Below are 22,153 nucleotides of genomic sequence, written 5' to 3' on the forward strand. Positions count from 1 at the left end.
AGAGCAACCGACGGGGAGGCACGTCAGATGCCGGGATGGGCGTCCTCGATCCGCTCCGCGCGCACGTACGACAGGAAGTCCGCTTGGTCGGTGCGATCCAACGCCGCGAACGCGGCGTAGGCCAGCTTCCGTGCGTGCGGCGTCTCCGCGGCGAGCAGTCCGATGATCGCCGCCCAGGCGAGGGAAACCAGATGGAAGGCGCGGTCCTCGCGCAGGGCCGGGAGTCGGCTCAGCTGATCGAGCCTGGTCGCGGCCTCCTCGTCCACGCGGGCGCGGTCAACCAGTTCGAACACCGCCTTGCCCCGGTAGGGGCCACCCTGCGCGGCCAGGTCGGCCAACTCCTCGCTGCTCATCTGCGCGACCGGAGGAACGGGAAGTTGGGGCGGGGGTGGCGCGGTCATGGATCGACTCCGAAGATTCTCGAATACTCTTCGCGGATCGCCTGGTTCAGGCGTTCGACGGACTCGTGGTCACCAATCGACGTGGCATAGTCGATCTCCCTCTGGTAGGCGCGGACCTCGTTTTTGTACCTTACGACCGGGTCCTCGAACCAGCCTCTCATACCGGCCCACCCCGCCGCGTGATCGTCGCGCAGGTGCTGCATCTCGTGCAGCAGCGCGCCGTAGGACGCGTCGGGATCGATGATGAGGTGGCCCGGGCTACCCGGTCCAGGTGCTGGGCCGTAGGCCAGGGCGCCCGAGCGGAAGGTGATCTCGACCCCGAGGTCCTGCGCCTCCTGGATGGCCGCATCCCACTCTGCGGGGTGAGTTTGGCGGGCCGGGCCCCACTTGCGAAGCGGATCGGCGTCGGTGTGGAGCAGGTGGGTCGCGCGGTCGAGGGTCGTCGACGGCGCCGTGCTCCCCGGTGTTGCGCCCCTGAGGAGGGCTTTCAGATCCGCGATGAGCTGCCTGAAGCGACGCAGGATGGGGGTCAGTCGGCGCAGGCTCTCGATCAGTCCGTGCAGCAGCCGGGTGATCCTGGCTGCCCACTTGCCGGCGAGAGTGGTCACCTGCGTGACCACCCACGGGGTGGCGAGTCCCAGCGTCAGTCCCTCTTCGGCGAGCCACTCCCACAGGCGCACCGCCAAAACCGACACGAACTCCGCGATGAGGTCACGAACCAGGCCCCGTACCATCGCGACCAGCAGACCGGCGCCGGTGGTGACCTCCGCCATGGCGTTGGCAGCCCTGCCGAGCGCGGCAAGGGCAGCCACATGCCGGCCGCTGGTCCGTCGGTAGGCCTCGGCGGCAGCCCCGCTCCAGTCCGCCACCTGTCGGTCGACCATGCCGCCGAGGTCGGTGCCCACCTCGGTCGTGGCCTTGGCGACGTTCCGCCAGGTTTGCGCGTAGGCGGTGATCTGGTCGGGGTCGCCGGCCAGTTCGTCCAAGGCGTCGGAGAGGGGCTTCACGTGCTCAATCAGCCATCCCACACCCCACGCCACCAGTTGGCCGAGCGGGTCGGTGACGAAGGCGAGGGTGTCCATCGAGGTGGCAAAGCCGCCGATGGCGACATCGATCCAGCCGCCGGAGAGGTAGCCGACCATAAGGGCGTCGATGTCCTCGGCGAGGTAGATGCCGCTGAACGCGGTCGTGCTGTCCTGGCGGACGGCGATCAGCGGCGAGGGTTGACTCACCGCTTCGCACCGCCGAACAGGGACGCCGCGTGATCATCGTTCCGGTCGTACCGGTCCGAAACCGTACGCAGTCCGTCAGCGGCCCGCTGTAGCGCGCGCGCCGTCTCGCCGAGGCTGTCGGCGGTGGCCTCCTGCAACGGTTCAAGCAGGCTGGGAATCAGCTGACACAGCCGGCCGTACGCGTCACGCCCCAACTCGATCGACACGGCGGCGCGACGGCACTCGTCGACCGTGTCGGCAGTCTCGTCAACGGCCGACGAGTGGACCCGCAGCGACCTGGTGTCGACCTCGAACCCGGCGGTCACCGCTCACCCCGCCGCCGCGGTGGGCCGTCATCATCCGACTCTTCGGGCGGCTCCGGGAACCGGGTGGTGTAGCTGGCCACGACCGCACGGGCGGTTTCCGAGCCGGCGCCCACGGCCTGCGCCGCCACGTCGGCCACTGCGCCGGCGAGGCCAGCCTGTGCCCGATGCATGGTGGCCATGATCTCCGCCGCGATCCTGGCGGCGGGCCAGCTTCGTACGCGATCGTCCAGCCTCAGCTCGGTGACGACGCCGGAGGCGGCCACCATCACCCTGACCGCACCGTCGGCGCCCGCCGCGGTGGCGGTCAGGTCGCCCACCCGCCTCGACATCTCCTGGGCCTGGGCGGCGCGGTCGCTCACCGAAGCAGCCCAGGATCGCACCCAGTCCTCGGCCGCGTCCGCATCCATCACTGCTGTCTTCCCTCCCCCGCGTAACGAGCCCGTCCCGGATCGCCTGTCCACTGCGTTACGCCGGCACGGCGGACTCCGGTCGCCTCATTGCCGGGATGTGCGGGCCATGACCGTTTCGGTAGACCATGCGGAATCCCAGGTGCTGCGCCAGCGGCGCCCAGCGGGTTGCCTGCACCAACTGTTCGACGCTGTTGGCCTTACGAGCGTTGGCGAGCCGGTCGACGAGAACCGTGTCGAACGCCGCCGACTCCACCCAGTCGATGGTCTTGGTGAAACCACACACCATCGTCGCGCCGGTCCGCTCCAGAATCTCGACGAGCGCGGCGTCGGAGATGCGCAGAATGCTGCCGCAGTCGAAGTAGAGCTGCTTACCGTCGCATCGATCCTGCATCCAGTCGACCAGCTCGGTCAGATCGAGTTCCTGGTTCCGCGACAGACACAAGCCGCCAGGACCTCCGTCTATGGCGAAGATTCCGACGTTGTACGCGGCGTACTTCCGGGACAGCCACTGATCGAGGTAGAAGCGCAGCTCGTCCCTCGTTGCCACATCTCGATGGATGAAGCGGACCCGGTTCAATCGCTCCAGCATCTCCAACGTCGGCAATACCGAGCCGCGTTCGGTGAGGTCATCGCCCCACTGGCCCTCTACGCAGAACACCCTGCCGGGCTTGTCCACGTCGCATCCCCTCGTACGTCATGGAGGCACCAACCTACCGAAGGCATCGACGGTGAGCCATCCCGGGGATTGTCAGATTTCGGCGTCGGGGAGGCTCTGCCTGCCCGTGTGGCTGAAGGACCCTGGTCGTTTCGTCCGACGACTCTCACGGCACGGGACCGGCAGGATGGGGCGATGCGAGCGGGTGACCCTGAGTTCGAGCAGGCAGTGGAAGCTTCGGTGGCAATTCTGCGGGAGGCTGCCCGTCGCTCCCGAGACGACAGCGACGCTCTGGTCACCTATCGGCAGCTCAGCGACCTACTCGCTCAGCACGGTCTGCAGGTGCCCTATCACGGCGGACCGATGCCCTACATCCTCGAAGAGGCATCGCTACGCGAACATGCGGCAGATCGGGGAATGGTATCGGCGCTGGTGGTGAAGCAGGGGCCTGACGGCAACCCGACCATCCCGTCCGGCGGCTTCTATCGGATGGCCCGCCGGCGGCCGTTTGGGCGAAAGGGCGTCAACGACGAGATCTGGCTGAACGAGGTACGTCGGCTGCGTGCGGAGAATGCGCCTGTCGAGTCGAGTCTCGGCGCTCAAGCGGACCGCTCGGCGCGACATCTGGTGACCACCGCGAACCTGGGTGCCTGGCTCGTCAAATGCAACCCCGACGTCTGGGATCTGGCAGGATTTCTCGCAGACGGTGGAGAAACGATCACGAGTTGGTCTGTCGTTCCCACCTACCGGGCTGAACTCATCCGTGCGGGCCAGAAGGTGCTGTTCTGGGTCACGGGTCGCGACGGCGGGCACCTGGAACCCGGCCTCTGGGGTGCCGGTGTCGCCCTGGGTCCGGTCTACGACGACGAGGGCGATGACGACTCCGGCTATTGGCTGGACGAGGACCAACTGCAGAGGACACATCACTTCGCACCAATGGACGTTCGGCTTCTCCCGTACCCGGTGCCGCGGAGTGTGCTGAAGAGTGACCGGCGTCTGACCGACATGGAGATCTTCCGGCAGCCTCAAATGGGCAACCCGCTGTTCGTGACGAAGGAGCAGTTGGCCGCCATTGAGGAGCACCTACCGGAGCAGCCCGCCACGGTGACGGTGACGGCAACCGGGGCCGGTTTCGGCAATCCCGTTACCAACGCGGAGGTAGAGGCAGCCGCGATGGATGCGGTAGCCGCCGACTATGAGGGCCGCGGTTGGGCGGTCAAGGATGTGAGCAAAGAGTGCCTCGGCTGGGACCTCACCTGCACCTCGCGGCAGGGGAAGGTGGACAAGGTCGAGGTCAAAGGGGTGAGCGGCCTGATTCCGAAGGTGCTGCTGACCCGCAACGAGGAGCGCTCCGCGCGGGAGGACGCGGGTTGGCGGCTCGCCGTTGTCACCAAGGCGCTGGTCGAGCCGACTTTGCACTTCTTCGACGCGGACACCACCGTCAGCGCCGCCACGCCCTTCGTGTTCCAGGTTGATCTTCGCCAGGCGGGACCGACCGTGCCTGATCAGCGCGAGCGACGAGCTGATCCGTCCGAGTCGGCAGAAAGGCGCCCGGGATGGTGACTACTAATCCTCGAAGAGCGGCCGAATCTGTGCAAGGAGCTGGGCCTTACTGACGTTGCGGGGCAGGTCAACCTTCAAGTCGATCCCGGGCCCCTTCACGGTCAGGGTCACTGACGGCCTGGGGTCGCGCAGCCGCCAGTTGCGGATCGCCGTGACCAGTGCACCCAACTGCGGTTGCAGGGTGGCCAGGGTGGCGAGGTTGGCCATGACGCTCACCGCGTCGACGGCGACCGTGATGGCCGAGACGTCGCGGACACCCTCGTACGGCAGATCCAGTTCCTCGAAGATATCCGCCGGCAGCAGCAGCTTGACGCTGGTCATTCCTCACCTCTCACCCGGGCGGCGATGCGGTCCCGTACCGACTGGTCCAGCGGGCGCAACGACGTGGTCGCCACCTCCCCGCAGAAGTAGCCCTGGACGTGGTGAATGCCCAGGTCATAAATCTGTTTGAGGCTGACTGGCGCCTCGTCGTCGTAGCCCTCGACAGTGACGACCCGGGCCTGGGGCGCATGCCCCCGGTCGAGCGCGTGGCGGGCGACCCGCGCCACGAGCGCGAGTTCCTCCAGTGCCAGCGGATGATGGAGCACGGCCCGGTCGACCTTGATCTGGGTCAACGGCAACTCCGCCATGCGCGCCAGGGATGCGTAGCCGACCCCAAAATCATCCACGGCGAAGTTGATCCGCAGCTCGCGGGCCAGGTCGGTGAGCCGTCGGTGAAAGTAGGCGAGCGGCTCCTGCGGCCAGCGTTCGCCCGGCCCGGGCTGGATCGGATCCTGCTCGGAGATCTCGAGGGTGAGGGTGCGCGGGTGGAGATCTGCCTCGGCGAGGGCTTTGCTCACCTGGGTCAGGTAGGAGTCACTGAGCAACGAGCGGACGGCGACGTTCACCGAGAGTGGCTTGGTGCCCTGCCACGGCGTCTCGGCATCGGCGGCGGCGTACGACCGGACCGCCTTCTCGAGGAGGAGCGTGTCGCGTTCGATGATGAAGCGGTCGCCCCAGGCGTATGCCATCTGAAGCGCGAGCAGCGGAGCGCGCACTTCATGATCCGCGCGGCGGGCCAGCGCTTCGTAGCTGTGCACGCTCACCCCGGCCGCCCGCTGGTCGAGCTCGACCACGGGCTGAAACACCATGGTCATCGAGCCGATCAGCTTCTGGTAGAGGCTGAAGGCGTACTGGTAGAGGTTGAGCGGCAACCGCCCGAAGTTGGTGCGCAGGGCGGTCATCACCCGCATCTCCGCTTCGGTCGGGTCGTCGAGCGGGTTCGAATCCCAGATTGTCCGCAGCATGACGGCCAGCGGCTCGCCCATGTCGAGCAGGGCGAGCGCGGGATCCACGACGATCAGCGTCAGGGTCCGATCGTCCTCGTACGACACGGGTACGCAGAGCAGCCGCCGGTCGGCGTCGTTCGAGACGATGTGGCCGGGCATCGAGGTGCGGTACTGCATCGCGTCGGCGGCACTCAGCTCGAGCATCGGCCACAGTTCGTCCTTGTCGAACCGGGCCGTGTAGTTGACCACGCCGATCCCCCGACCCGAGAACTCCACCACGGCGACCGAGTCGGCGTCGAGGGCGTACCGGATGATTTCCACGCGCTCGGCCTGGCCCTGCTGATGGGACGGCGGCAGCGGATGCGCCTCGGAGCGGAACACTCGGCCGAGCAGCTGCATGATCGAGCTGGAGCGGTCTTCGAGGGGGCCCTTGCACGGCCGCGTGGTGCCGGGGTTGGCGGGCGCACTCAAGGCCTGCCGATCGTGGCGCGAGACGGGTGGCTGGGTGAGGATGGTGGTCGGTCCGTACATCTGCACGAGTTGCACCGGCGGTGGTTCGAGCCCTTGCTCGGCCACGTAGTTGGCCATCTGCCCGAACGACACCCGACCGTTGTCATTGGCCTGTCCGCGCAGCCCGCGCAGCAGGTGGTGGGTCAGCAACCCGTGGCGGTGCTCGTGGCTCTCGCGTGCGGCCGAGCCGTTGGGGCAGGCCAGCAGAGCGCTGTGGCGGTCGACCTGGGTGCGGTAGGTCTGCATCGCCTCGGCGTGCCGGAGGTTGGCGTCGAGGTAGATCCCGGCATGGCAGCAGTCGAGAATGAGAAACGACGTGCCGGCGAACGTTTCAAACACGTCCCGCTTGAGGAACGCCATGCGAAGGCCGTTGTCCGGCTCGCGGCGCAGCTTGTCCGGCTCCAGGTCGCTGGTCACGAGGTACGCGTCGAGCTGGGTGCTCCATTCGGGCACCAGCGCGTGCCCGGCGAAGTAGACCAGCAAGACGTCGGACGGGCGCGAGTCGAGGGCAATGTCCCGCAGCTTGGTCTTGATGTCCTGCCACTTCGCGTGGGGCCCGATGTACAGATCTACATCGCCGTCGTCGAAGGTGCCAATCCGCTCGTCCAGCAGCACGCTCCGCATCGCCTGCGCGTCGCTTTCGGCATAACGGAGGGCCGGCAACTGCACGTCGTAACCGCAGTGATTGACCCCGATAAGAACGGCCCGCCGCCTGCTCGGCGCCATCAGAACCCCCAAAGACGATCCGCCCCGCAACTACAGATCGGAGTCATAGCAGCGCTTTGGGTGACACTATCGAACTTTCGGCAACCATTGATCTGAGCCGAGAGTCAGATACCCGTCATGTCCGAGACAGAGCATCCAGCCACGCGGGCCCGGCCGTCGCGTTGTGGCTGCCGGCCGGGCAAGAGGTGCAGCGACACCGGTCAGGTGGGCGGTGCCGGCCGCCCACGACCCCGATCGCGCCCACGCCGGTACGCAAGCACCGCCGGCTCCGCTCCGCCCGGTCTCGGCAACGGGTGCCGGACCTGCGTCACGAGGTTCTCCAGCACGCTCACCGACGCCAAGCCTCCGCATGATCACACTACTCGCGCGAGCCCCCGGAGCCCTTGTCGAGAATGCTCGTCTTCGACCCGGGTCGGCTCGCCTTCGAGCAGCTGTTCCCTTGCCTCGTCGATGGCCGTCGGGCCCAGACCGCGTCCGGCACTCGAACCGCAACGGCGCGTCCGTCGCTCTGAGCCGGAAGACAAGGTCATCCCCCACATACATCGTGCCCTGCGCCACGGACTCGAACGGTTAAGAGGTCCTAACAAAGTCGTACGACGTGTCGGTACGTGATGATGCAGGTGGCGAGGGCGAGGAAGGCTTCGTGGATGTCGTCGCGGCGTTCCCACCGGATGCGTAGTCGTTTCATGCCGTGGTACCAGGCGATCGTGCGCTCGACCACCCACCGGTATACGCCCAGGCCTGAGCCATGTGGCTGGCCTCGGCGGGCGATGCGCGGTCGGATGCCCTTGGCGCGTACGGCTTTGCGGTACTTGTCGTGGTCGTAGGCGCGGTCGGCGAACAGCTGATCGGGCCGTCGGCGGGGTCGGCCGCGGCGGCTGCGTACGGGTGGGATCTTGTCGATCAGCGGGAGCAGTTCGGTGACGTCGTAGCGGTTGCCGCCGGTCAGCGACACGGCCAGGGGGATGCCGGCGCCCTCGGTCAGGACGTGGTGCTTCGAGCCCGGGCGGGCGCGGTCGACCGGGCTCGGACCGCTTTTGGGCCACGTCGGGCGGCCCGTACATGCGAGGAGTCGATCACGGCGCGGGACCAGTCGAGCTTCCCGGCCGCCTGCAGCTCGGCCAGCAGCAGCTCGTGCAGCCGCTGCCACACCCCGGCCCGGTTCCACTGCTCCAGGCGCCGCCAGCAGGTCATCCCCGACCCGAACCCCAGCTCCTGGGGCAGGAACTCCCACTGGATGCCCGTATGCAACACGAACAGGATCCCGCACAGCACCTGCCGGTCCGGAACGTGTCAAGGAATTGAGGCCAGCGGGAGTTAAGCGGCTTGTGGGAGGGGATTCGTTTCCTGGTCGGGCTTGTTGATCCAGACCTGTTCGGGCAGGTCGAGGATCTTCGGTAGTAGCCGGGTGGTGCTGAACCGTTCCGGGTGCGCGGCACGGGCTGCGGCCAGGGTGTCCTCCCGGTGGGCGCGGACCGTGTGGTGCCGGCCGTGGTGGACGTCGGCGGGGGTGTGCAGACCGATGCCGGAGTGCCGGTGGGCATGGTTGTACCAGGTCACGAAGTTGGTCATGAACGTTCGGGCGTCCGCGAGGGACGCGAACCGGTCGGGGAACACCGGCGCGTACTTCAACGTCTTGAACCAGGCTTCGCTGTACGGGTTGTCGTTGGACACCTTCGGCCGGGAGTGTGAGCGGGTCACGGCCAGGTCCTCGAGCAGGTCAGCGACGGATTTCGAGGTCATCGAGGTGCCCCGGTCGGCGTGGATCACGTGCGGGACGCCGTGGGTGTCGAACACCTGGCGGATCATGGCCTCGGCCAAGGGCCCGGACTCGCGGGCGTGCACCCGCACCCCGACGATGTACCGGGAGTAGATGTCGATCATCACGTAGGCGTCGTAGTAGACGCCCTTCGCAGGGCCGGGCAGTTTCGTGATGTCCCAGCTGTAGACCTGCCTCGGGGCGTCAGCGACCAGCTCGGGACGCCGGCGGGTCGGGTGCCGGGCCAGCCTGCGCCGCTCGCGGACCTGCCGGTGCTCACGCAGGATCCGGTACATCGTGGCGATCGAGCCCACGTACACGCCCTGGTCCAGCAGCGCCGCGTAGATCTGTGCCGGGGCTGCGTCGACGAACTCGGCACTGTCCAGCAGCTGCAGGACCCGCTCCCGTTCGGCCGGGCTGAGCGCGTTCACCGGCGGACGCCGCGCCGGGCGTGACGGTGTCGGCCGACGTCGGTCACGATCGGCGCTGGACCGGGCGATCCCGGTCAGCCGCTTCGCGTCCCGCGTGGTGGTCCCCGCGCCGGTCAACGCGTGGTAGGTGTCCATCAACGCCTGCCGAGCCCGAACACGTCCGGATCGTCCGGCTCGCTCCTGGAGATCTCCTCCAAGAGCTCGCGCGCTTTTCCCATGATCGTCAGCGCCGTCTCGGTCCGCGCCAGCTTCGCCTGCGTACGCTCCAACTCCCGCCGCAACCGGACGATCTCGGCCTGCTCGGCGCTGGGCCGCCCGACCGTCTCCCCGGCCGGCTTGCCCTGCAACAGCCCGGCGTCGCGGGCCCGGCGCCACTCACTCATCAACGACGAGTACAAGCCCTCCCGCCGCAGAAACGCCCCGCCCTCACCCGCCGCGACAGCCTGCTCATACCGGGCCAACAGGTCCAGCTTCTGCCCCGGGCTGAACGACCGGCGCGCCCGCGGCCCGTCCGACCGCGGACCCTTCTTGCGACTCATGACCCCATCCTGGGCCACCGTCATATCAACAGCAGTACTCAACGCATCTCGATCCTGAACTCGCCCTGCCAGACGGACTTGCTATGAACCGTTGGCCTCAACTCACCCTGGCAGACAGGGGTCCGGGATCCGCTTACGCCCCGGGTGCCGAGGATTGCGCACGGGTTTGGGCAGCAACGGCTCGATGCGCTGCCACAGCCCGTCCGGCACGACCCACGGCGGCTGCTCACCACGCCTCACGGCCCAACATCGTAGATCGTCCTCTACAAGGGACGGAAGGCCTTGAGATCATTTTGTTAGGAACTCTAAGTCCAAGCGCTTGAAGCGCCGTGTGGCGCTGATGAACGGCAGGCACCGCGTCAGAAGGGATCAAGATCCCCGAGTGCCCTGCGACGGCCGCAACGTCCGGGGGGCATGCCAATTTGTCCATCGTGGAACCCGCTGCGAAGCGGAGCCTTCCACGATCCCAGCGGATTGACATGCATGGCATCGACTGGGCACGTGGTTGAGCTGGCAGTCGTCGTACTGTCGCCTACCCGGCAGTTCGCTCACCTGCTCACCGCCACAGCACGTACGCGAGAACCAACTGCTGCGGGGCGTCGATGGAGACGCTCTTTACCTGGACGGCGCCGGTGTGACCTTCTCCGGTCCGCACACACCACCACCTGCCTACCGACTCAGAATCAATGTCCACGTCGCCGAGCCGATTGGTGCCGAGCGCTGCGGTGCAGTCGCTCTTCCGGGGGGCGCTGTCGATCGGGCTCATGTATGAACCCATGTAAGCCCCGGACAGTGAGAAGCGCGAGCCGCCGACCGTGACGAGAAAGTCCTGCCCCGGCAGCGCAAAACCGACCACTCCGCTCTCCAGGTCGGCGCTCTTCACACCTGTCATCGTGAGCAGGCCCTGGCTCATCGCTCCCGGCATGCTCGGCAGGGCAGATACGATCGTTGCCGGACCGGCCGTTGAGCTCGCGGAGGCGTCGACCGGGCTGGACCCCACCGTATGGCCAACGGAAGGCATCCCTGCGCTCGTCGTTTCCGCCGATGGCGCTGCGGGCCGCTGAGCGTCGAATAAGCCGATGACGTGCAGTGCGCCAATGAGCGCCCCGATGGCCGTGATGAGCGCTGCTATGCCGGTCAGCACGCCCGGAAGGGTGTTCCACCAACTCGTCTGCTCGGGCCTTCCCACCTCGTCCACTGTAGAGGAAGCCCGTCGCCGACGATGTCCCCGGAGGCGGACCCGCCACTATGCCTTGGCCTTGCGGCCGCGGGCGGCCTTCGGTGGGCGCCAGGAGGTGAGCGCCTCGTCGGTGAGGTGGAGGCGGTTGGTGGTTTCGGCGAGGAAGCCGGCGTAGATGTCCGCCGGCGAGGCGCCCCACTCCGGGTCGAACTCGCCGTGCCACTGGCGTACCCAGGGGAGGATCTCGCGCAGCCCCGCGACCAGCGGCAGCAGCCGGTCGGCGGCCCAGCCGTCCTCCTGCTCGCGGGCGACGATCAGGGTGGCGAGGGCCTGGGCCTGCTCGCGGTGGTCCCAGCCGGCCCAGCCGACCAGCAGCGACGGGTCACCGTCACGGCTGGCACCCGGGTACGACACGAACCGCTCCTTGGGCACGTCGAGCTTGCCCCGATGCTTCCAGTAGCTGCCCTTGAGGAAGTCCGCCGAGGTGTACTTCGGCGGCACCGGGATCTGCTTGCGGAACTCCCGCTTCGCCGCCTCGTCGGGCAGCGCGTCCTCCTGCCGCTGCAGGTCCCACACGTGCTCCCAGTCGGCCCGCTTGGACAGCCCGGAGTCCTTGTAGCGCAGCGCGGCCAGGTGCGGCACGTGCTCGTCGGCGACCAGGTCGGCAATCACCTTGCCGAGATCCCGGCCGGGCGCGTAGAGGCCGGCGACGGTGAGCACATCATCGTCGCGGCGCAGCTCGTCGGCGAGCTGTGCGGTGGTCAGCGGGCGCGGCTGCTCCAGCCCGTCGACGTGGTGATACCACAGCTCCCGCGCCTCACACCGGTCCAGCAGCCAGTCACGCAGCGCCTTCGCCTGCATCGCGTCCCAGCCCTCGGAGGCCCAGCGCCGCTTGCACTCCGGCCGCTCGATCAGCCCGATGTTGCGGTTGCCCTCAATGACCTCGATCCGCCGCTCCACGATCGCCCGGTACTCGGCCGACCAATGCGCCGGCAGCTCCGCAATCGGCGTCGACCCGTGCCGGGCGAACCACTGCGTCTCCAGACCCTCGTCGCGCATCTTGCGAGCCAGCACGATCTCGAACGCCCGCTGCCCGAGCTGGAGCATCGGCGGCCGGATGTCCTCCGCTGCGGTCAGATCATCGTCGAGCAGCCCGTAGAGCGAGTAGACCTGCCAGTCCAACTCCTCCTGCAGGCAGATCATCTGCCCACGGACGACATGCCACTCATAGGCGGCGGCGTCCAGTCGGTCGCGGGTGGGAACACCGGAGGCCGCGACCGCCGCCGGGGTCACCGTGGCGAGCCGCTGCGCCAGGCCGTCGATCTCCCGGCTCAGTTCAAGGGGGTACGCCGACGGCAGCGGAAACTCCTGCAGTTTGGTGCCGGTGAATTCGTATCGGTGCTCCCACAGCTCATCCGAGATGCCACCGCCGATACCGCCGTTGCCCTTGCTCTGACTGACCTGCTTCAGCCAGAAACAGGCGGTCGAACTGTTTAGCAGCGCCAGGAGCCGCAGATGATCGTCAGCCGAAGCCCCCTCCGCCAACTTGATCACCGGTGCGGTCTGCTTGAATACCTTGCCGCCCCGGTCCAGCGCAAAATGATTGTGGGTGGAGACGAACGGCATCCCGATTCCGAGCGGCACAGTGAAGCGCTCGGGATGCCACCTGCTCCATTCGAACCAGGTAAGTCCGATCTCCTCGTGGGTCCCCGGGTTCACGCCTGAGGACAAGTTGGCTCCGCGTCCGCCAGAGCGTCCGACTCACAGCCTCGTCCGCGAGAGATGGCCTTAGATCACCGCCATAAGGAAAGAGCGACTCAGTTATGGGCGTGACTCGCCAGTCACGGATGACATCACCTTCAACAAGGTTGACGATGGATTCTGAGCGCGACACCCACCTTTTCCACGTACCGCGGGGACCAAAGTAGCTCTCGTCCGAGCCGGTGTGGGCGTAGCGGCCGATTGAACGTGTCAGGTCACCCAGAACCAGTTCGCCACGCTCCGTTATTGCATTCATGAGTTCCGCAGCCCCTCCCCCCGACAGACTTACGGGGAATCGCTGAAGGACTGCACGAGGCAGGTCAACCACGGTCACCCACTGAGATTCCGATCCTGGGCAATCCAACTGGTCCACAATCGAGCGCCAAACCCAGCCCTTTGCCGGGTCCGTGGGCGCCTCGGGTTCGCCACGGATTCCAAGAACGGCACGCACGGTTTCGCTGCGCGCACGAATTCGGGAACGGCCGACGAGGATCACCGTCGGAGTAGCATGTCCCGGAATGTATGCTCCCGATGTGTCGATGACATGGGTCAGGTCAACATGGTTTGCGAAGTAGGCCTCGACCAACCTCTTGCCGAACTCGCGCTTCAGCAAGGAATTCGCGGTAATCTGACCGACATAACCGGCGCCACGACCATCCTCGGCACCCTGCCTTGACAATTCGAAGAAGCGCTGCGCGAATGGTACCGAAAGAGCGTATTGCAAGTGACACGAGCTGTAGATTTCTCGATAAAGCTGGTTGAGGCTCCTGTCCTTGACCGTGATGTATGGCGGGTTGCCGACCACAATATGGTACTGGCCGTCGGCCAAAATGCCTGGGTGGTCGTGGAGGTCGTCGGTCGAGTATTGGAAGCCCGCGACATTGTCCGAGAGATCAAAAAGGTCGAGCTGACGCGTTTTTATCAGGGAGTCGCCCACCGCCAGGTGCATAGGGAAGGTGTAACTGCTTGAGTCGGCGAGCGTCTTGAGGCGAGAGGCCCGAGTGGCGGCGAGCAGGAGGCGGAAGCGGGCGATGGCTACGGCGAAGGGGTTGATGTCGACGCCGTGCACGGCGTCGAGGGCGAGGCGTACTCGCTCGTGGGGGTCACGGTTGGGGGCGTGCTGCTCCCACTCCTTCAGCATTCGGTGGAAGGCGCCGAGGACGAAGTGGCCCGAGCCGCAGGTCGGGTCGATCATCTTGACGACGTCGTGGCCGAACTCGGCGACCGCCGGGGTGAGGGTCAGGTCGAGGATGAACTCCTCGACGAACTCCGGCGTCTGGAGCAGGGCGTAGGTCTTGCGGGCCGTCTCGGAGAGGTCCTGGTAGAGGTCGCCGAGGAAGCGGGTGTCCCACTCCGGGTCGGTGAAGTCGTGGACCAGGCCGCCGGTCTCGCCGCGTCGGCGCCAGAAGGCAGTCAGGTTCTTCGCCTCGTCGTGTGACAGCGGGATCTGGTAGAGCGGGTTGTGCCGCTTGTCGAAGAGCGACTTGCCGGCCTGGGTGCTGGCGATGGCGTCGAAGCCCTGGTGCAGCCAGTCGCGGAGCGTCTTGTCGGGCTGGTCGCGGAAGAACTGCGCCTCGGCCTCCTCGGCGAGGACCAGGCGGTCCCCCGGACCGGCCAGGTAGAGGTCGGGCAGTAGGCCGTTGTCCTCGCAGAAGCGTACGAAGACGGTGCCGAGCACCCAGGCGACGGCCACCTGGGTGACCCGTTCGTCCCGCCAGGCAGCCCAGGTGGCGGCGGTACGCCCGACTTTGAAGGCGTGGTCGTACTCGCCACGCAGTTTGAGACGCACCTCCTGGACCGACTCCGCCTGCTCCCGCAGGTCCTTTTCCAGGTTCTCGACCTGCTTCTGCAGGTCGGACAAGAGCAGCTTCCGGTCGATCACGCGAAGACTCTAACCGTCCCGCTGACGGGACGGGGGTATCCGTAAGTCCCGTTCTGGCCGACGGGTCGCTACCTACGGCTCCCGCATCCAGAGCTTCGGGTCGTTGACGAACACGCCTTTGCCCTGGTGCCGCCAAATCACGCGCAGTGCTTCAAGCCGCACGTAGACCTGCTTGACAGTCGACGGACTGACCTTGTGGGTCGCGGCGAGCTGCGAAATCGAGGGCAGCTTGTCGCCCGGCTTGAGCTTCTTCGCTCGGATGTCGGCGACGATCTCGTCGGCGATGCGGATGTAGTCGGCTGTGATCGGCATGACTCCCCCTGCGTGGCAAGCCAATTCGATCACGCAACGACACCTAACAACAACTCATCGTTTGACTAAGCCGACTGGGGCAGCTAAGTTGATGACCGCCTCTCCCCTTGCGTGGCAACAAGGAGAAGAGGCATCCCCCTGGTCGGGGCGGGTGCGCGTGCCCGTCCCGACCCACCGGACTGCTCCGTCGTCGTACCGCTGAATCGAGCTGCGGCGGCGGAGCGGGCGGGCCGCCCGCGGCCGGCGCGCGGACGGCCCGCCCTTCCAGACCCACCGCACCGACGCTCCCCGCTTCCGCCTGCCACGGAAAGGACCGACGTGACCCAGGTGTATCGATCCCGCCAGCTCTACGGGACCGGCCAGCCAGCCCGGTTGACCCCGCACGAGGTGCGGACCCGCACGTTCGACCTGCGCCGCCGGGGCGTCGACCCCGACCAGGTGCGCGACTTCCAGGCCCAGGTCGCCGACGAGCTGACCGACCTCCACCGGCGGATGCGCCTGCTCACGGAGGAGAACGATCGGCTCAAGCGGGCGCTGCGCGACTGGCAGACCATGCACGCCCGCGAGTGCCGGCCAGCGAACGACGGTCACTGGTAGCGGTGCACCCGCAACCGGGTGACCTGCTGCGGGTTGACGGCCGCGCCTCGGTGCAGTTCGCCGGGGATCGCGCCCTGACCTTTCGCGTCGTCTCGGTCGGCCCCGAGCTGACGTACACCGGCTGGAGCTGGCTGACCGGCTACGTCCTCGACCGGCGCGGCCAGGCGATCGGGCGGCGCGAGATCTTCGTCCAGCTCGCCGGCCTCCGCCGCGCCCGCGCCCCAGTGCCCACGGCTCGCCGCAGCGTCAGTTCCCGGCCGGCCGCGCCCTCTGCTGCCCGGCATGATCAGGACAGGGCCGTCACTGGCGACCGCCCGAGGGTGGGTGCCCCGGCTGAGGCTGGGTGACGCGATCGGCACGTGGGCGGCACAGTGCCGGCGAGTGGACCGCCACGCGCGACGAGCGCCGACCAGCTCGCCTGCTTCACCGTCAACGGCCTGATCCGCGCGCAGATCCGAGCTATGCGCCGCGGAGGTGGCGGTGCTGCCCGAGCGGCGGGGCTCCGCACAAGGGGCGTCCTGGGTACGGTGAAGCGCCAGCGCCACACCCTCAACGGTGAAGAGCTTGGTTACCCCGCCCGCACCACAGGAGCCGAGAATGGATAACGAGATTCAGCTGATCAGTGACGGCGACGGGCTGGCGGTCATCGGTGATCCCACTGCTGTCGAGCGCTTCCTCGTCTCGGAGGGGCTGGCGTCGAAGGACCTCGAACTGCAACGGCTCGGATCTGTCCTCAGCACCGGGGCTGCAGCAGCACAGGCAGGATCCGAGATTGCCGCCCACTCGGGTCGCTGGGTGCAGCTGACCAAGGAGTCCGCGCAGGTTGTACATAAATATGGGCTGATGCAGAGCAAGACTCCGGGTGTCCACCATGCGATGGTGGGGCAGCCAGGCTCGATCAAGTCATGGCTCCAGATCTCGAAGGGGCCGGGAGCGATTGCGGGCAACCCGGCGATGCTGGCTGGTGCTGCGGGGATCATGGCGCAGGTTGCCATGCAACAGAGCATGAAGGAGATCACCGACTATCTCGCCACGATCGACGAGAAGGTCGACGACGTGCTCCGCGCCCAGAAGGACGCCGTGTTGGCCCGCATGATCGGAGTCGCCTTCGTCATCGAGGAGGCCATGACCATCCGAGAGAAGAGGGGCCGGGTCGACGAGATCACGTGGTCGAAGGTGCAGGGCGCGCCGGCGACGATCGCAGAAACCCAGGCGTACGCGTTGCGTCAACTCGACGCGCTCGCCGAGAAGCTGGAGCGCAAGACCACGATCGGTGATCTCGCCAGGGCGGCCAAGGAAGCAGAGTCCAAGGGACAGGAGTGGCTCGCTGTCCTGGCTCGTTGCTTCCAGCTGCAGGACGCGATCGCCGTGCTTGAACTCGACCGGGTGTTGGACGCGTCTCCGGGGGAGTTGGACGGGCATCGCCTCGGACTGAAGGCCGCCCGGCAGAACCGGCTGGAACTCATCTCACGGTGCACCGAGCGCCTGATGGCCCGCATGGACGCGGCTGCCGACAAGGCCAACACGAAGGTGCTGCTGCATCCGATGGACTCCCCGGCTGTGGTGCAGTCGAGCAACCACGTCTCGATCGCCGTCGTCGACTTCCACGGGCGGCTCGGGATCGAGGGCGCTCGCCAGTCGTCGGAGGCAAGACGATGGGCGGACGCGGCCAAGGAGGCGAGGGACAAGGCGCTCGAGACCGGAGCAGACGGCGTTGGTGCCGCCAGGCGCCTCGGCAACGAGACCCTCGGCCGGGCCAAGTGGGCGACGGGCAAGCTCTCCAGCCGGATCGCCGAGCGAGGGTTCCGTCGGCGCGGGGACGACGAGGAACGCGACGAGGAAGACTGAGTGGGCGGCGACGGTCAGCCACGTGGGCTCCAGCGGAACCGTACCGGTGACTCTCGGGCTCGGTATGCCTCGACAGGCTTCACTACGTGTTCGTCATCGCCCGGTGCGCGGCCTTGAGCGCCGGGACCACCGTTCCGTACAGGTACGGCGCGCTGGTCAGCCGACCCCAATGGTCGGTCAGCCGCATCGCGGACGGATGGGTGAACGCGGCGACGAGCGTGTCGACACCGGCGATCCGAGCCCGTTCGAGCTGGGGTGCGAGTTGACGCCGGCGGCTCATGAGCGCGGTGAGCGCCTTGTAGACCTCACGACCCTGGACGATGCAGAGGGTCGGTTCGAGAATCCTGATCGTCGCCGCCAAATGCGGGGCGCAGTTGCGGCTCATCGTCGCGTTGCCCAGCGACTTGGTCGAGCCGGTGACGAAGGCGGAGCACAACCGCATGTTGGCCATGGCGTAGGCGTCGAAGAGATGGACGGGACCACAGATGCCGGGTAGGTGTAGCTGCTCACCCTCCCGGTCCGCGCCGGGGTCACGGCCGACGGCGAGCCGCAGGGCGCTGGTGACACCCCGCATGTGCGGGTTCCGCGCCGTGAACGCGAGGCTCGCGGACTTCATCACCTCCGCGTGGCGTTCCTTGATCGTCACGCCCTCACGCGCCCGTCCGGTCTCCATGGCGATGACCAGAGTGCGCGACGGCAAGCCGTCGAACGCCAGGTCGTAGTGGTGGCCGACGTGCGAGAGCTGCCCGGCGGCGAACGCCGCGCCCGGACGGGGCGCCCTACCGGGACCGCCCAGCACGCTCTGCCGACAACTGTCGAGCCGCCGGCACACGCAACCACCGGAGGGACTCAGCACCTGGTCGGCCATGTACTGACCGAGCTCGTCGATGCGCCGGGTGGTGGTGATGGTGTCGCTCACGACGGTCACGGCTGCTCCCCTGATGACACGCGGATTGAGGCGTTCGAAGCTCCCGCCCGAGGGCGGGGCGTGACCGGTCCGCCAGCCTCGCCGGTTGCCGTTCCCAGCAGCGCACGGCGCAGGATCTCGGTCTCTTCCGCGCTGGGCGGACCGGCGGAACCGGGATGCCACTCGACCACGAGCCGCTGGCCCGAAGGCAGCGAGTAGATCCGCACCGCCCGGCTTTTCACCTTCGACCCGTAGTCCGTGCCGCCGGAACCCAGCACGGCGGTCAACGGGAGCCGCAGCGCGTGGGCGACAGCGTCCCACGGGCGGCCGAACGCGAAGACGTCCTGCACCGGCAGCTCGGCGATCGGCTCCCACACAAACTCCTCGATCACCTCTGGCGGCGGCCTCAGTGGGGCCGTGATGGCCTTCGAGTGCCACGGGTAGCACTCGAAGATCAGCAGATCGCGATGATCGGCGCTCGGGACCTGTAGCCATCGGCGAGTGAACTCCAGGCGGGCCCGGTAGTACCGGTTCTCACCCATCTCCTCCGGCAGCGTCCAGGGCGGTTGTACGGGCAGGTCGTCGCCCACCTGCTGTACGACCCGTACCGCCTGATCTCATCGGCGAAGATTCCGTCCCGCGCCGGAAAGCGGGAACGGAACTCGCCGGGGTTCAGGCCGAGCACCACCATCCGCGGCGTGTGCTCCAAGCTGAGAAGACCACCATGGTACGGCTCCGGAAAACCCTCACGAGTCACCTCACCGGAACCGGCACCCACATAGGACCTGAACCACTCCTTCAGCCGACCCGGGATCTGGTCTTCGCCGTCGAGCCAGGCAGCGATGCGTGCATCCCAGAAGGCCGCGACACGCTGCCGTGCGGAGGTCACCATGACGAAAAGTTCGCGACGCATCACTGGTGAGGCCAGCCTCGGACGCCGAGAATCAACCTCGTGACCGAGACCTTGCACCAGTTGGCCGCACTGCTGCAGGCCCGCGACAACCTGGACGCCAGGATCGCGGCGCTCACCGGACGGTCGGCACGGCCCGGCGACATCGGCGAGTTCATCGCCGCGCAGGTCTTCGACATCGACCTGGCCGGTACGGCTACCCAGGCCGGCTACGACGGCACCTTCCGATCCGGTCCACTCGTCGGCCGCACGGTGAACGTCAAGATTTACGGCGATGCGTTCACCGGCATCGACATCAGCCCGCACCCGTGCGACTTCTATCTGGTGTTCAGCGGTCCCCCGCGGCCACTCGTCGCCGTGCACCACCACCGGTGGCAGATATCGGCGGCGTGCCTCTTCGACGTCCGCCGCCTGCGGCAGACCCTGATCGACCGGGGTGTCAAGATCGGCATCGCCACGAGCATCCGCCGAGCCGATCTCGCAGCGGCGCGGATCTTTCCCGACGCGAGCGCGACAGCCTTGCTGCACCCGACACCAGGGCAGGCGGCCCTGTTGTCCCTGTTCGGCACGCAGATCCCTTGACCGTCTCAGCTCTGCATGGGCTGCCGCCGGGCCGGCACGTCAAGGCGCGAGGATATCAACCACAGGAAATCTTGATATCATCAGCGCCGAATTGCTGTCCGCAGGGAGGTTCGAGCCATGTCGCGAACGATCCTGGACGTTGACGACGATCTGCTCGCGGAAGCGGCGAAGATCCTGGGCACGTCGACGAAGAAGGCGACGGTCAACGCGGCTCTTGAGGCCGTCGTCAAGCGGGAGAAGCGGCGCGAATTCGCCAACTGGCTCAAGGCCGGCGGCCTTCCCGACCTGACCGGTGAAACGGGCGCGGCCAAGCCGGACGCAGCGTGAGCCGGGAGCCTTATCTCGTCGACAAGTCGGCGCTCGCCCGCTGGCCCAAGCCCGCCGTGGCGCCCGTGCTCGACGAGTTGTCCGACCGGGGGCTGCTGGCGGTGTGCGGCGCGGTGGAGATCGAGGTGATCCACAGCGCCCGCACGGCCAAGGACGCGCAACGCGCGCGGTGGCTGCTCGGCGGCTTCGAGTGGCTGGCCATGCCCGATGAGATCTGGGACCGGGCGATCGACGTCCAGGTCCAGGCGCTGCACAAGGGCAACCACCGGGCGCTGTCGATGGCGGACCTGCTGATCGCCGCCACCGCCGAACGCCACGATGCCACCGTGCTGCACTACGACGGCGACTTCGACATGATCACGGCGATCACCGGCCAGCCAACCGCCTGGGTGGTGCCTCCCGGCGCGGCTGACTGACCGGCACCGTCAGCCCGATCGTCCCAGATCGAGGCGCCTGACGGTTGGACCGGCACTACCGCCCCTGCTGCAGGGCTGCGGTCACCGCCTTCGCGTCGAAGCGGGCCGGGTCGAAGCCGGCCGCATCGTCCAGGTCCAGCCAGTCCAGCCGCTCCTGATGTTCCGGGTGACTGGGATCGCTGAGAATCTCCATTAGCTCCGCGTACCCCCACACGCCGCCGCAGTCCTCCGGCGGCGCGGCCCGCCGCCCGCCGACACACCGCGGGTACGTCACCGAGGCATCCCGGCCGAGAACCTTCTCCACCAGGACGTCGTGCTCCCAGTTGTCGCCGAAGTCGTACGTGTACCGCAGCCTGTCCCCGACGGCCGGAGCGACCTGCTCCAGGGTGACCCGCGAGGCGGCACGGTGACCGAGTTCCGGGTCGGGACGGCCGAAACTGCCGTACGGGGTTTCGAAGACGTGCAGGTGGCTGTCGTGCCAGCCGAACGCCAGTTGGATCAGCGTGTGGAGCCGGGCGAGGCTGACGTCGGCAGGCACCTCGAGCCGCCGCCAGATCGGCGGCCGCGCGCCCCGCAGACTCACCTTGATCTGCTGGACGGGTGCCGCGCCGTCCGACTTCTTCCGCTTCGGTGGCAGGCTCGTCGAGCGCCGCGGGGTGGGCAGGGCACCGCCCCGTCGGGGCGGGCTGAGCACGTCGAGCAGCGCGGAGATCGAGGCGACAGCGAGTTCGGCGTCGTGCAGCCGGCTCCGCCGGCGTTGCCGGGGCATCGGCAGCGCCCGGACCCAGGCACGGAGCAGCAGAGCCAGTGCGGCGTCGCCGGGGCCGTCGTCCTCGACAAGGGCACCCAGCACGTCGGGGTCGACGCGGTCGTGGTCGGCGCGGGCGTCCAGCGCGTCCTCCACCGCTCGGCGGAAGTCCGCCGGCCGCAGCTTCTTCTCCGTGACGTCGACGCCACCGGCGCGCAGGTCGGACAGCAACGCCTCGCGCGCCTCCGCCCACCGCCCCGCCTCGATCAACAGGAGGTGACCGGCGGCGCCACAGTCGCAGTCGTCCATGGCCACGGCGACGACGTGCGACCGTCCGGCCCGCTGGAACCGGGCGGCCAGCAGGAACGTGAAGCCGGCCGGATCGGCGAAGCGGCGGGGCTCCTCCACCGTGACCGGAGCGTCCAGCTCGGCGAGCCAGGACGGCGCCGCCACGCCGGCGCCGGCGAGCCGGCGGGCCGCCTCCGCCGCAGCGCGACTGACCTCGCCGTCGGAGACCGCAGCGATCCCCGCCAGCATCGCCCGCGCCTCCGGGGTGGCCCTCGCCTCGAACGTCGGGACGAACAGCTCCAACAACACCGGCTCGAAGTCGTCGCCGATCGTCGCCCCGATCGCCAGCAGCATCGAGGCGGCGAGCTCCACCTCCAGCGGTTCCTGCATCGCGTCGATGTCGACCGACTGCGCGAGCAGGTCGCCGATGTCGCCCGGTGTGCCCTGCACCCCGGCGCAGTGCGGGCAGTCGCACTCCTCAGGCGCGCCGAGCACAACGAGTGGCGCCCCGCTGCGGACCGATCGCTTCTTGCCGTTACGGCGCCGGTTACGGCTCACTGGACTCACGGCGCCACAGTTTGCCGCATCCCACCTGT

21 protein-coding genes and 2 pseudogenes are annotated in these 22,153 nt (G+C 67.8%); 6 read left to right on the plus strand and 17 right to left on the minus strand.

The genetic code is table 11. From position 1 onward, the window contains the following. Window positions 1-23 precede the first annotated feature (23 nt). Genes ACL02O_RS17240 through ACL02O_RS17260 form a run of 5 tightly spaced genes read right to left on the minus strand, consistent with a single transcriptional unit; the run spans window position 24 to window position 3,024 of the window. Complete coding sequence (locus ACL02O_RS17240) at window positions 24-353, minus strand: hypothetical protein (RefSeq protein WP_412819101.1); 330 nt, start codon at window positions 351-353, stop codon at window positions 24-26. Between the two features lie 44 nt (window positions 354-397). Next, complete coding sequence (locus tag ACL02O_RS17245) at window positions 398-1,633, minus strand: WXG100 family type VII secretion target (protein ID WP_412819102.1); 1,236 nt, start codon at window positions 1,631-1,633, stop codon at window positions 398-400. Further along, on the minus strand, window positions 1,630-1,938 hold the full coding sequence (locus ACL02O_RS17250; RefSeq protein ID WP_412819103.1) for a type VII secretion target: 309 nt from the start codon (window positions 1,936-1,938) through the stop codon (window positions 1,630-1,632). The genes ACL02O_RS17245 and ACL02O_RS17250 overlap by 4 nt, the downstream gene beginning before the upstream one ends. Further along, window positions 1,935-2,345 carry a YbaB/EbfC family nucleoid-associated protein gene (locus ACL02O_RS17255; protein ID WP_412819104.1) on the minus strand — a complete coding sequence of 137 codons (411 nt, stop codon included), beginning with the start codon at window positions 2,343-2,345 and terminating at the stop codon, window positions 1,935-1,937. The genes ACL02O_RS17250 and ACL02O_RS17255 overlap by 4 nt, the downstream gene beginning before the upstream one ends. A gap of 58 nt (window positions 2,346-2,403) precedes the next feature. Further along, complete coding sequence (locus tag ACL02O_RS17260) at window positions 2,404-3,024, minus strand: DUF6642 family protein (RefSeq protein WP_412819105.1); 621 nt, start codon at window positions 3,022-3,024, stop codon at window positions 2,404-2,406. A 174-nt stretch (window positions 3,025-3,198) separates the two neighbouring features. Here ACL02O_RS17260 and ACL02O_RS17265 point away from each other — a divergent pair, with 174 nt between their 5' ends. Beyond that, window positions 3,199-4,566: a protein NO VEIN domain-containing protein gene (locus ACL02O_RS17265; protein ID WP_412819106.1), complete on the plus strand. Its 1,368-nt coding sequence runs from the start codon at window positions 3,199-3,201 to the stop codon at window positions 4,564-4,566. 3 nt (window positions 4,567-4,569) lie between these two features. Here ACL02O_RS17265 and ACL02O_RS17270 read toward each other — a convergent pair whose 3' ends face one another. The 8 genes and pseudogenes from ACL02O_RS17270 to ACL02O_RS17305 form a co-directional block, all read right to left on the minus strand. Further along, entirely contained in the window at window positions 4,570-4,887 is a 318-nt protein-coding gene (locus ACL02O_RS17270) for a hypothetical protein (protein WP_412819107.1), read from the minus strand. Then, window positions 4,884-7,013, minus strand: coding sequence for an EAL domain-containing protein (locus tag ACL02O_RS17275; protein WP_412819108.1), 2,130 nt, complete (start codon window positions 7,011-7,013; stop codon window positions 4,884-4,886). The genes ACL02O_RS17270 and ACL02O_RS17275 overlap by 4 nt, the downstream gene beginning before the upstream one ends. Window positions 7,014-7,650: 637 nt before the next feature. After that, a pseudogene (locus ACL02O_RS17280) lies at window positions 7,651-8,410 on the minus strand (IS5 family transposase). Beyond that, a protein-coding gene (locus ACL02O_RS17285; protein WP_412819109.1) for an IS3 family transposase occupies window positions 8,388-9,799 on the minus strand; the annotation gives its coding sequence in 2 pieces (ribosomal slippage) (window positions 8,388-9,446 and window positions 9,449-9,799; 1,410 coding nt in all). The pseudogene ACL02O_RS17280 and the gene ACL02O_RS17285 overlap by 23 nt, the downstream one beginning before the upstream one ends. Before the next feature lie 556 nt (window positions 9,800-10,355). Next, the gene (locus ACL02O_RS17290) at window positions 10,356-10,988 is read right to left on the minus strand and encodes a hypothetical protein (RefSeq protein WP_412819110.1); all 633 of its coding nucleotides are present in this window, start codon (window positions 10,986-10,988) and stop codon (window positions 10,356-10,358) included. A 57-nt stretch (window positions 10,989-11,045) separates the two neighbouring features. Next, entirely contained in the window at window positions 11,046-12,698 is a 1,653-nt protein-coding gene (pglX, locus tag ACL02O_RS17295; RefSeq protein ID WP_412819111.1) for a BREX-2 system adenine-specific DNA-methyltransferase PglX, read from the minus strand. A gap of 49 nt (window positions 12,699-12,747) precedes the next feature. Continuing rightward, window positions 12,748-14,622 (minus strand): annotated as a pseudogene (gene pglX, locus ACL02O_RS17300) (BREX-2 system adenine-specific DNA-methyltransferase PglX); the annotation flags it as partial. A gap of 72 nt (window positions 14,623-14,694) precedes the next feature. Continuing rightward, window positions 14,695-14,934 carry a winged helix-turn-helix domain-containing protein gene (locus ACL02O_RS17305; RefSeq protein ID WP_412819131.1) on the minus strand — a complete coding sequence of 80 codons (240 nt, stop codon included), beginning with the start codon at window positions 14,932-14,934 and terminating at the stop codon, window positions 14,695-14,697. Window positions 14,935-15,252: 318 nt separating this feature from the next. On the opposite strand from ACL02O_RS17305, the gene ACL02O_RS17310 reads away from it, so the two are divergent. Continuing rightward, window positions 15,253-15,531, plus strand: a complete 279-nt coding sequence (locus ACL02O_RS17310; protein ID WP_412819112.1) for a DivIVA domain-containing protein — start codon at window positions 15,253-15,255, stop codon at window positions 15,529-15,531. On the opposite strand, the gene ACL02O_RS17315 is transcribed toward ACL02O_RS17310, so the two are convergent. Then, entirely contained in the window at window positions 15,522-16,076 is a 555-nt protein-coding gene (locus ACL02O_RS17315) for a hypothetical protein (RefSeq protein ID WP_412819113.1), read from the minus strand. The two genes, ACL02O_RS17310 and ACL02O_RS17315, sit on opposite strands and share 10 nt — an antisense overlap. A gap of 52 nt (window positions 16,077-16,128) precedes the next feature. Here ACL02O_RS17315 and ACL02O_RS17320 point away from each other — a divergent pair, with 52 nt between their 5' ends. Continuing rightward, the gene (locus tag ACL02O_RS17320; protein WP_412819114.1) at window positions 16,129-17,379 is read left to right on the plus strand and encodes a hypothetical protein; all 1,251 of its coding nucleotides are present in this window, start codon (window positions 16,129-16,131) and stop codon (window positions 17,377-17,379) included. Between the two features lie 82 nt (window positions 17,380-17,461). Here the strand turns inward: ACL02O_RS17320 and ACL02O_RS17325 are convergent, their stop codons facing one another. Together ACL02O_RS17325 and ACL02O_RS17330 are read right to left on the minus strand one after the other, a co-directional pair. Further along, window positions 17,462-18,307, minus strand: a complete 846-nt coding sequence (locus tag ACL02O_RS17325; RefSeq protein WP_412819115.1) for a hypothetical protein — start codon at window positions 18,305-18,307, stop codon at window positions 17,462-17,464. Next, the gene (locus ACL02O_RS17330) at window positions 18,304-18,876 is read right to left on the minus strand and encodes a hypothetical protein (protein WP_412819116.1); all 573 of its coding nucleotides are present in this window, start codon (window positions 18,874-18,876) and stop codon (window positions 18,304-18,306) included. The genes ACL02O_RS17325 and ACL02O_RS17330 overlap by 4 nt, the downstream gene beginning before the upstream one ends. Window positions 18,877-19,259: 383 nt before the next feature. Here ACL02O_RS17330 and ACL02O_RS17335 point away from each other — a divergent pair, with 383 nt between their 5' ends. The 3 genes from ACL02O_RS17335 to ACL02O_RS17345 all read left to right on the plus strand — a co-directional run bounded on the left by ACL02O_RS17335 (window position 19,260) and on the right by ACL02O_RS17345 (window position 20,521). Continuing rightward, window positions 19,260-19,778: a hypothetical protein gene (locus ACL02O_RS17335; RefSeq protein WP_412819117.1), complete on the plus strand. Its 519-nt coding sequence runs from the start codon at window positions 19,260-19,262 to the stop codon at window positions 19,776-19,778. 117 nt (window positions 19,779-19,895) lie between these two features. Further along, window positions 19,896-20,105 (plus strand): type II toxin-antitoxin system VapB family antitoxin, encoded by a 210-nt coding sequence (locus ACL02O_RS17340; RefSeq protein ID WP_412819118.1) that lies wholly within the window; start codon window positions 19,896-19,898, stop codon window positions 20,103-20,105. Then, window positions 20,102-20,521: a PIN domain nuclease gene (locus ACL02O_RS17345; protein ID WP_412819119.1), complete on the plus strand. Its 420-nt coding sequence runs from the start codon at window positions 20,102-20,104 to the stop codon at window positions 20,519-20,521. The genes ACL02O_RS17340 and ACL02O_RS17345 overlap by 4 nt, the downstream gene beginning before the upstream one ends. Before the next feature lie 55 nt (window positions 20,522-20,576). Here ACL02O_RS17345 and ACL02O_RS17350 read toward each other — a convergent pair whose 3' ends face one another. Further along, window positions 20,577-22,124: a plasmid pRiA4b ORF-3 family protein gene (locus ACL02O_RS17350; protein ID WP_412819120.1), complete on the minus strand. Its 1,548-nt coding sequence runs from the start codon at window positions 22,122-22,124 to the stop codon at window positions 20,577-20,579. Window positions 22,125-22,153 lie beyond the last annotated feature (29 nt).

The sequence above is a fragment of the Micromonospora mangrovicola genome, from assembly GCF_047200535.1.
Lineage (GTDB): Bacteria > Actinomycetota > Actinomycetes > Mycobacteriales > Micromonosporaceae > Micromonospora.

Bases quoted from the DNA above. Each gene is read 5' to 3' on its own strand.
- ACL02O_RS17255 (WP_412819104.1), bottom strand. From the start codon at position 2,345: ATGGATGCGGACGCGGCCGAGGACTGGGTGCGATCCTGGGCTGCTTCG.
- ACL02O_RS17340 (WP_412819118.1), top strand. From the start codon at position 19,896: ATGTCGCGAACGATCCTGGACGTTGACGACGATCTGCTCGCGGAAGCG.
- ACL02O_RS17270 (WP_412819107.1), bottom strand. From the start codon at position 4,887: ATGACCAGCGTCAAGCTGCTGCTGCCGGCGGATATCTTCGAGGAACTG.
- ACL02O_RS17320 (WP_412819114.1), top strand. From the start codon at position 16,129: ATGGATAACGAGATTCAGCTGATCAGTGACGGCGACGGGCTGGCGGTC.
- ACL02O_RS17240 (WP_412819101.1), bottom strand. From the start codon at position 353: ATGAGCAGCGAGGAGTTGGCCGACCTGGCCGCGCAGGGTGGCCCCTAC.
- ACL02O_RS17305 (WP_412819131.1), bottom strand. From the start codon at position 14,934: ATGCCGATCACAGCCGACTACATCCGCATCGCCGACGAGATCGTCGCC.
- ACL02O_RS17265 (WP_412819106.1), top strand. From the start codon at position 3,199: ATGCGAGCGGGTGACCCTGAGTTCGAGCAGGCAGTGGAAGCTTCGGTG.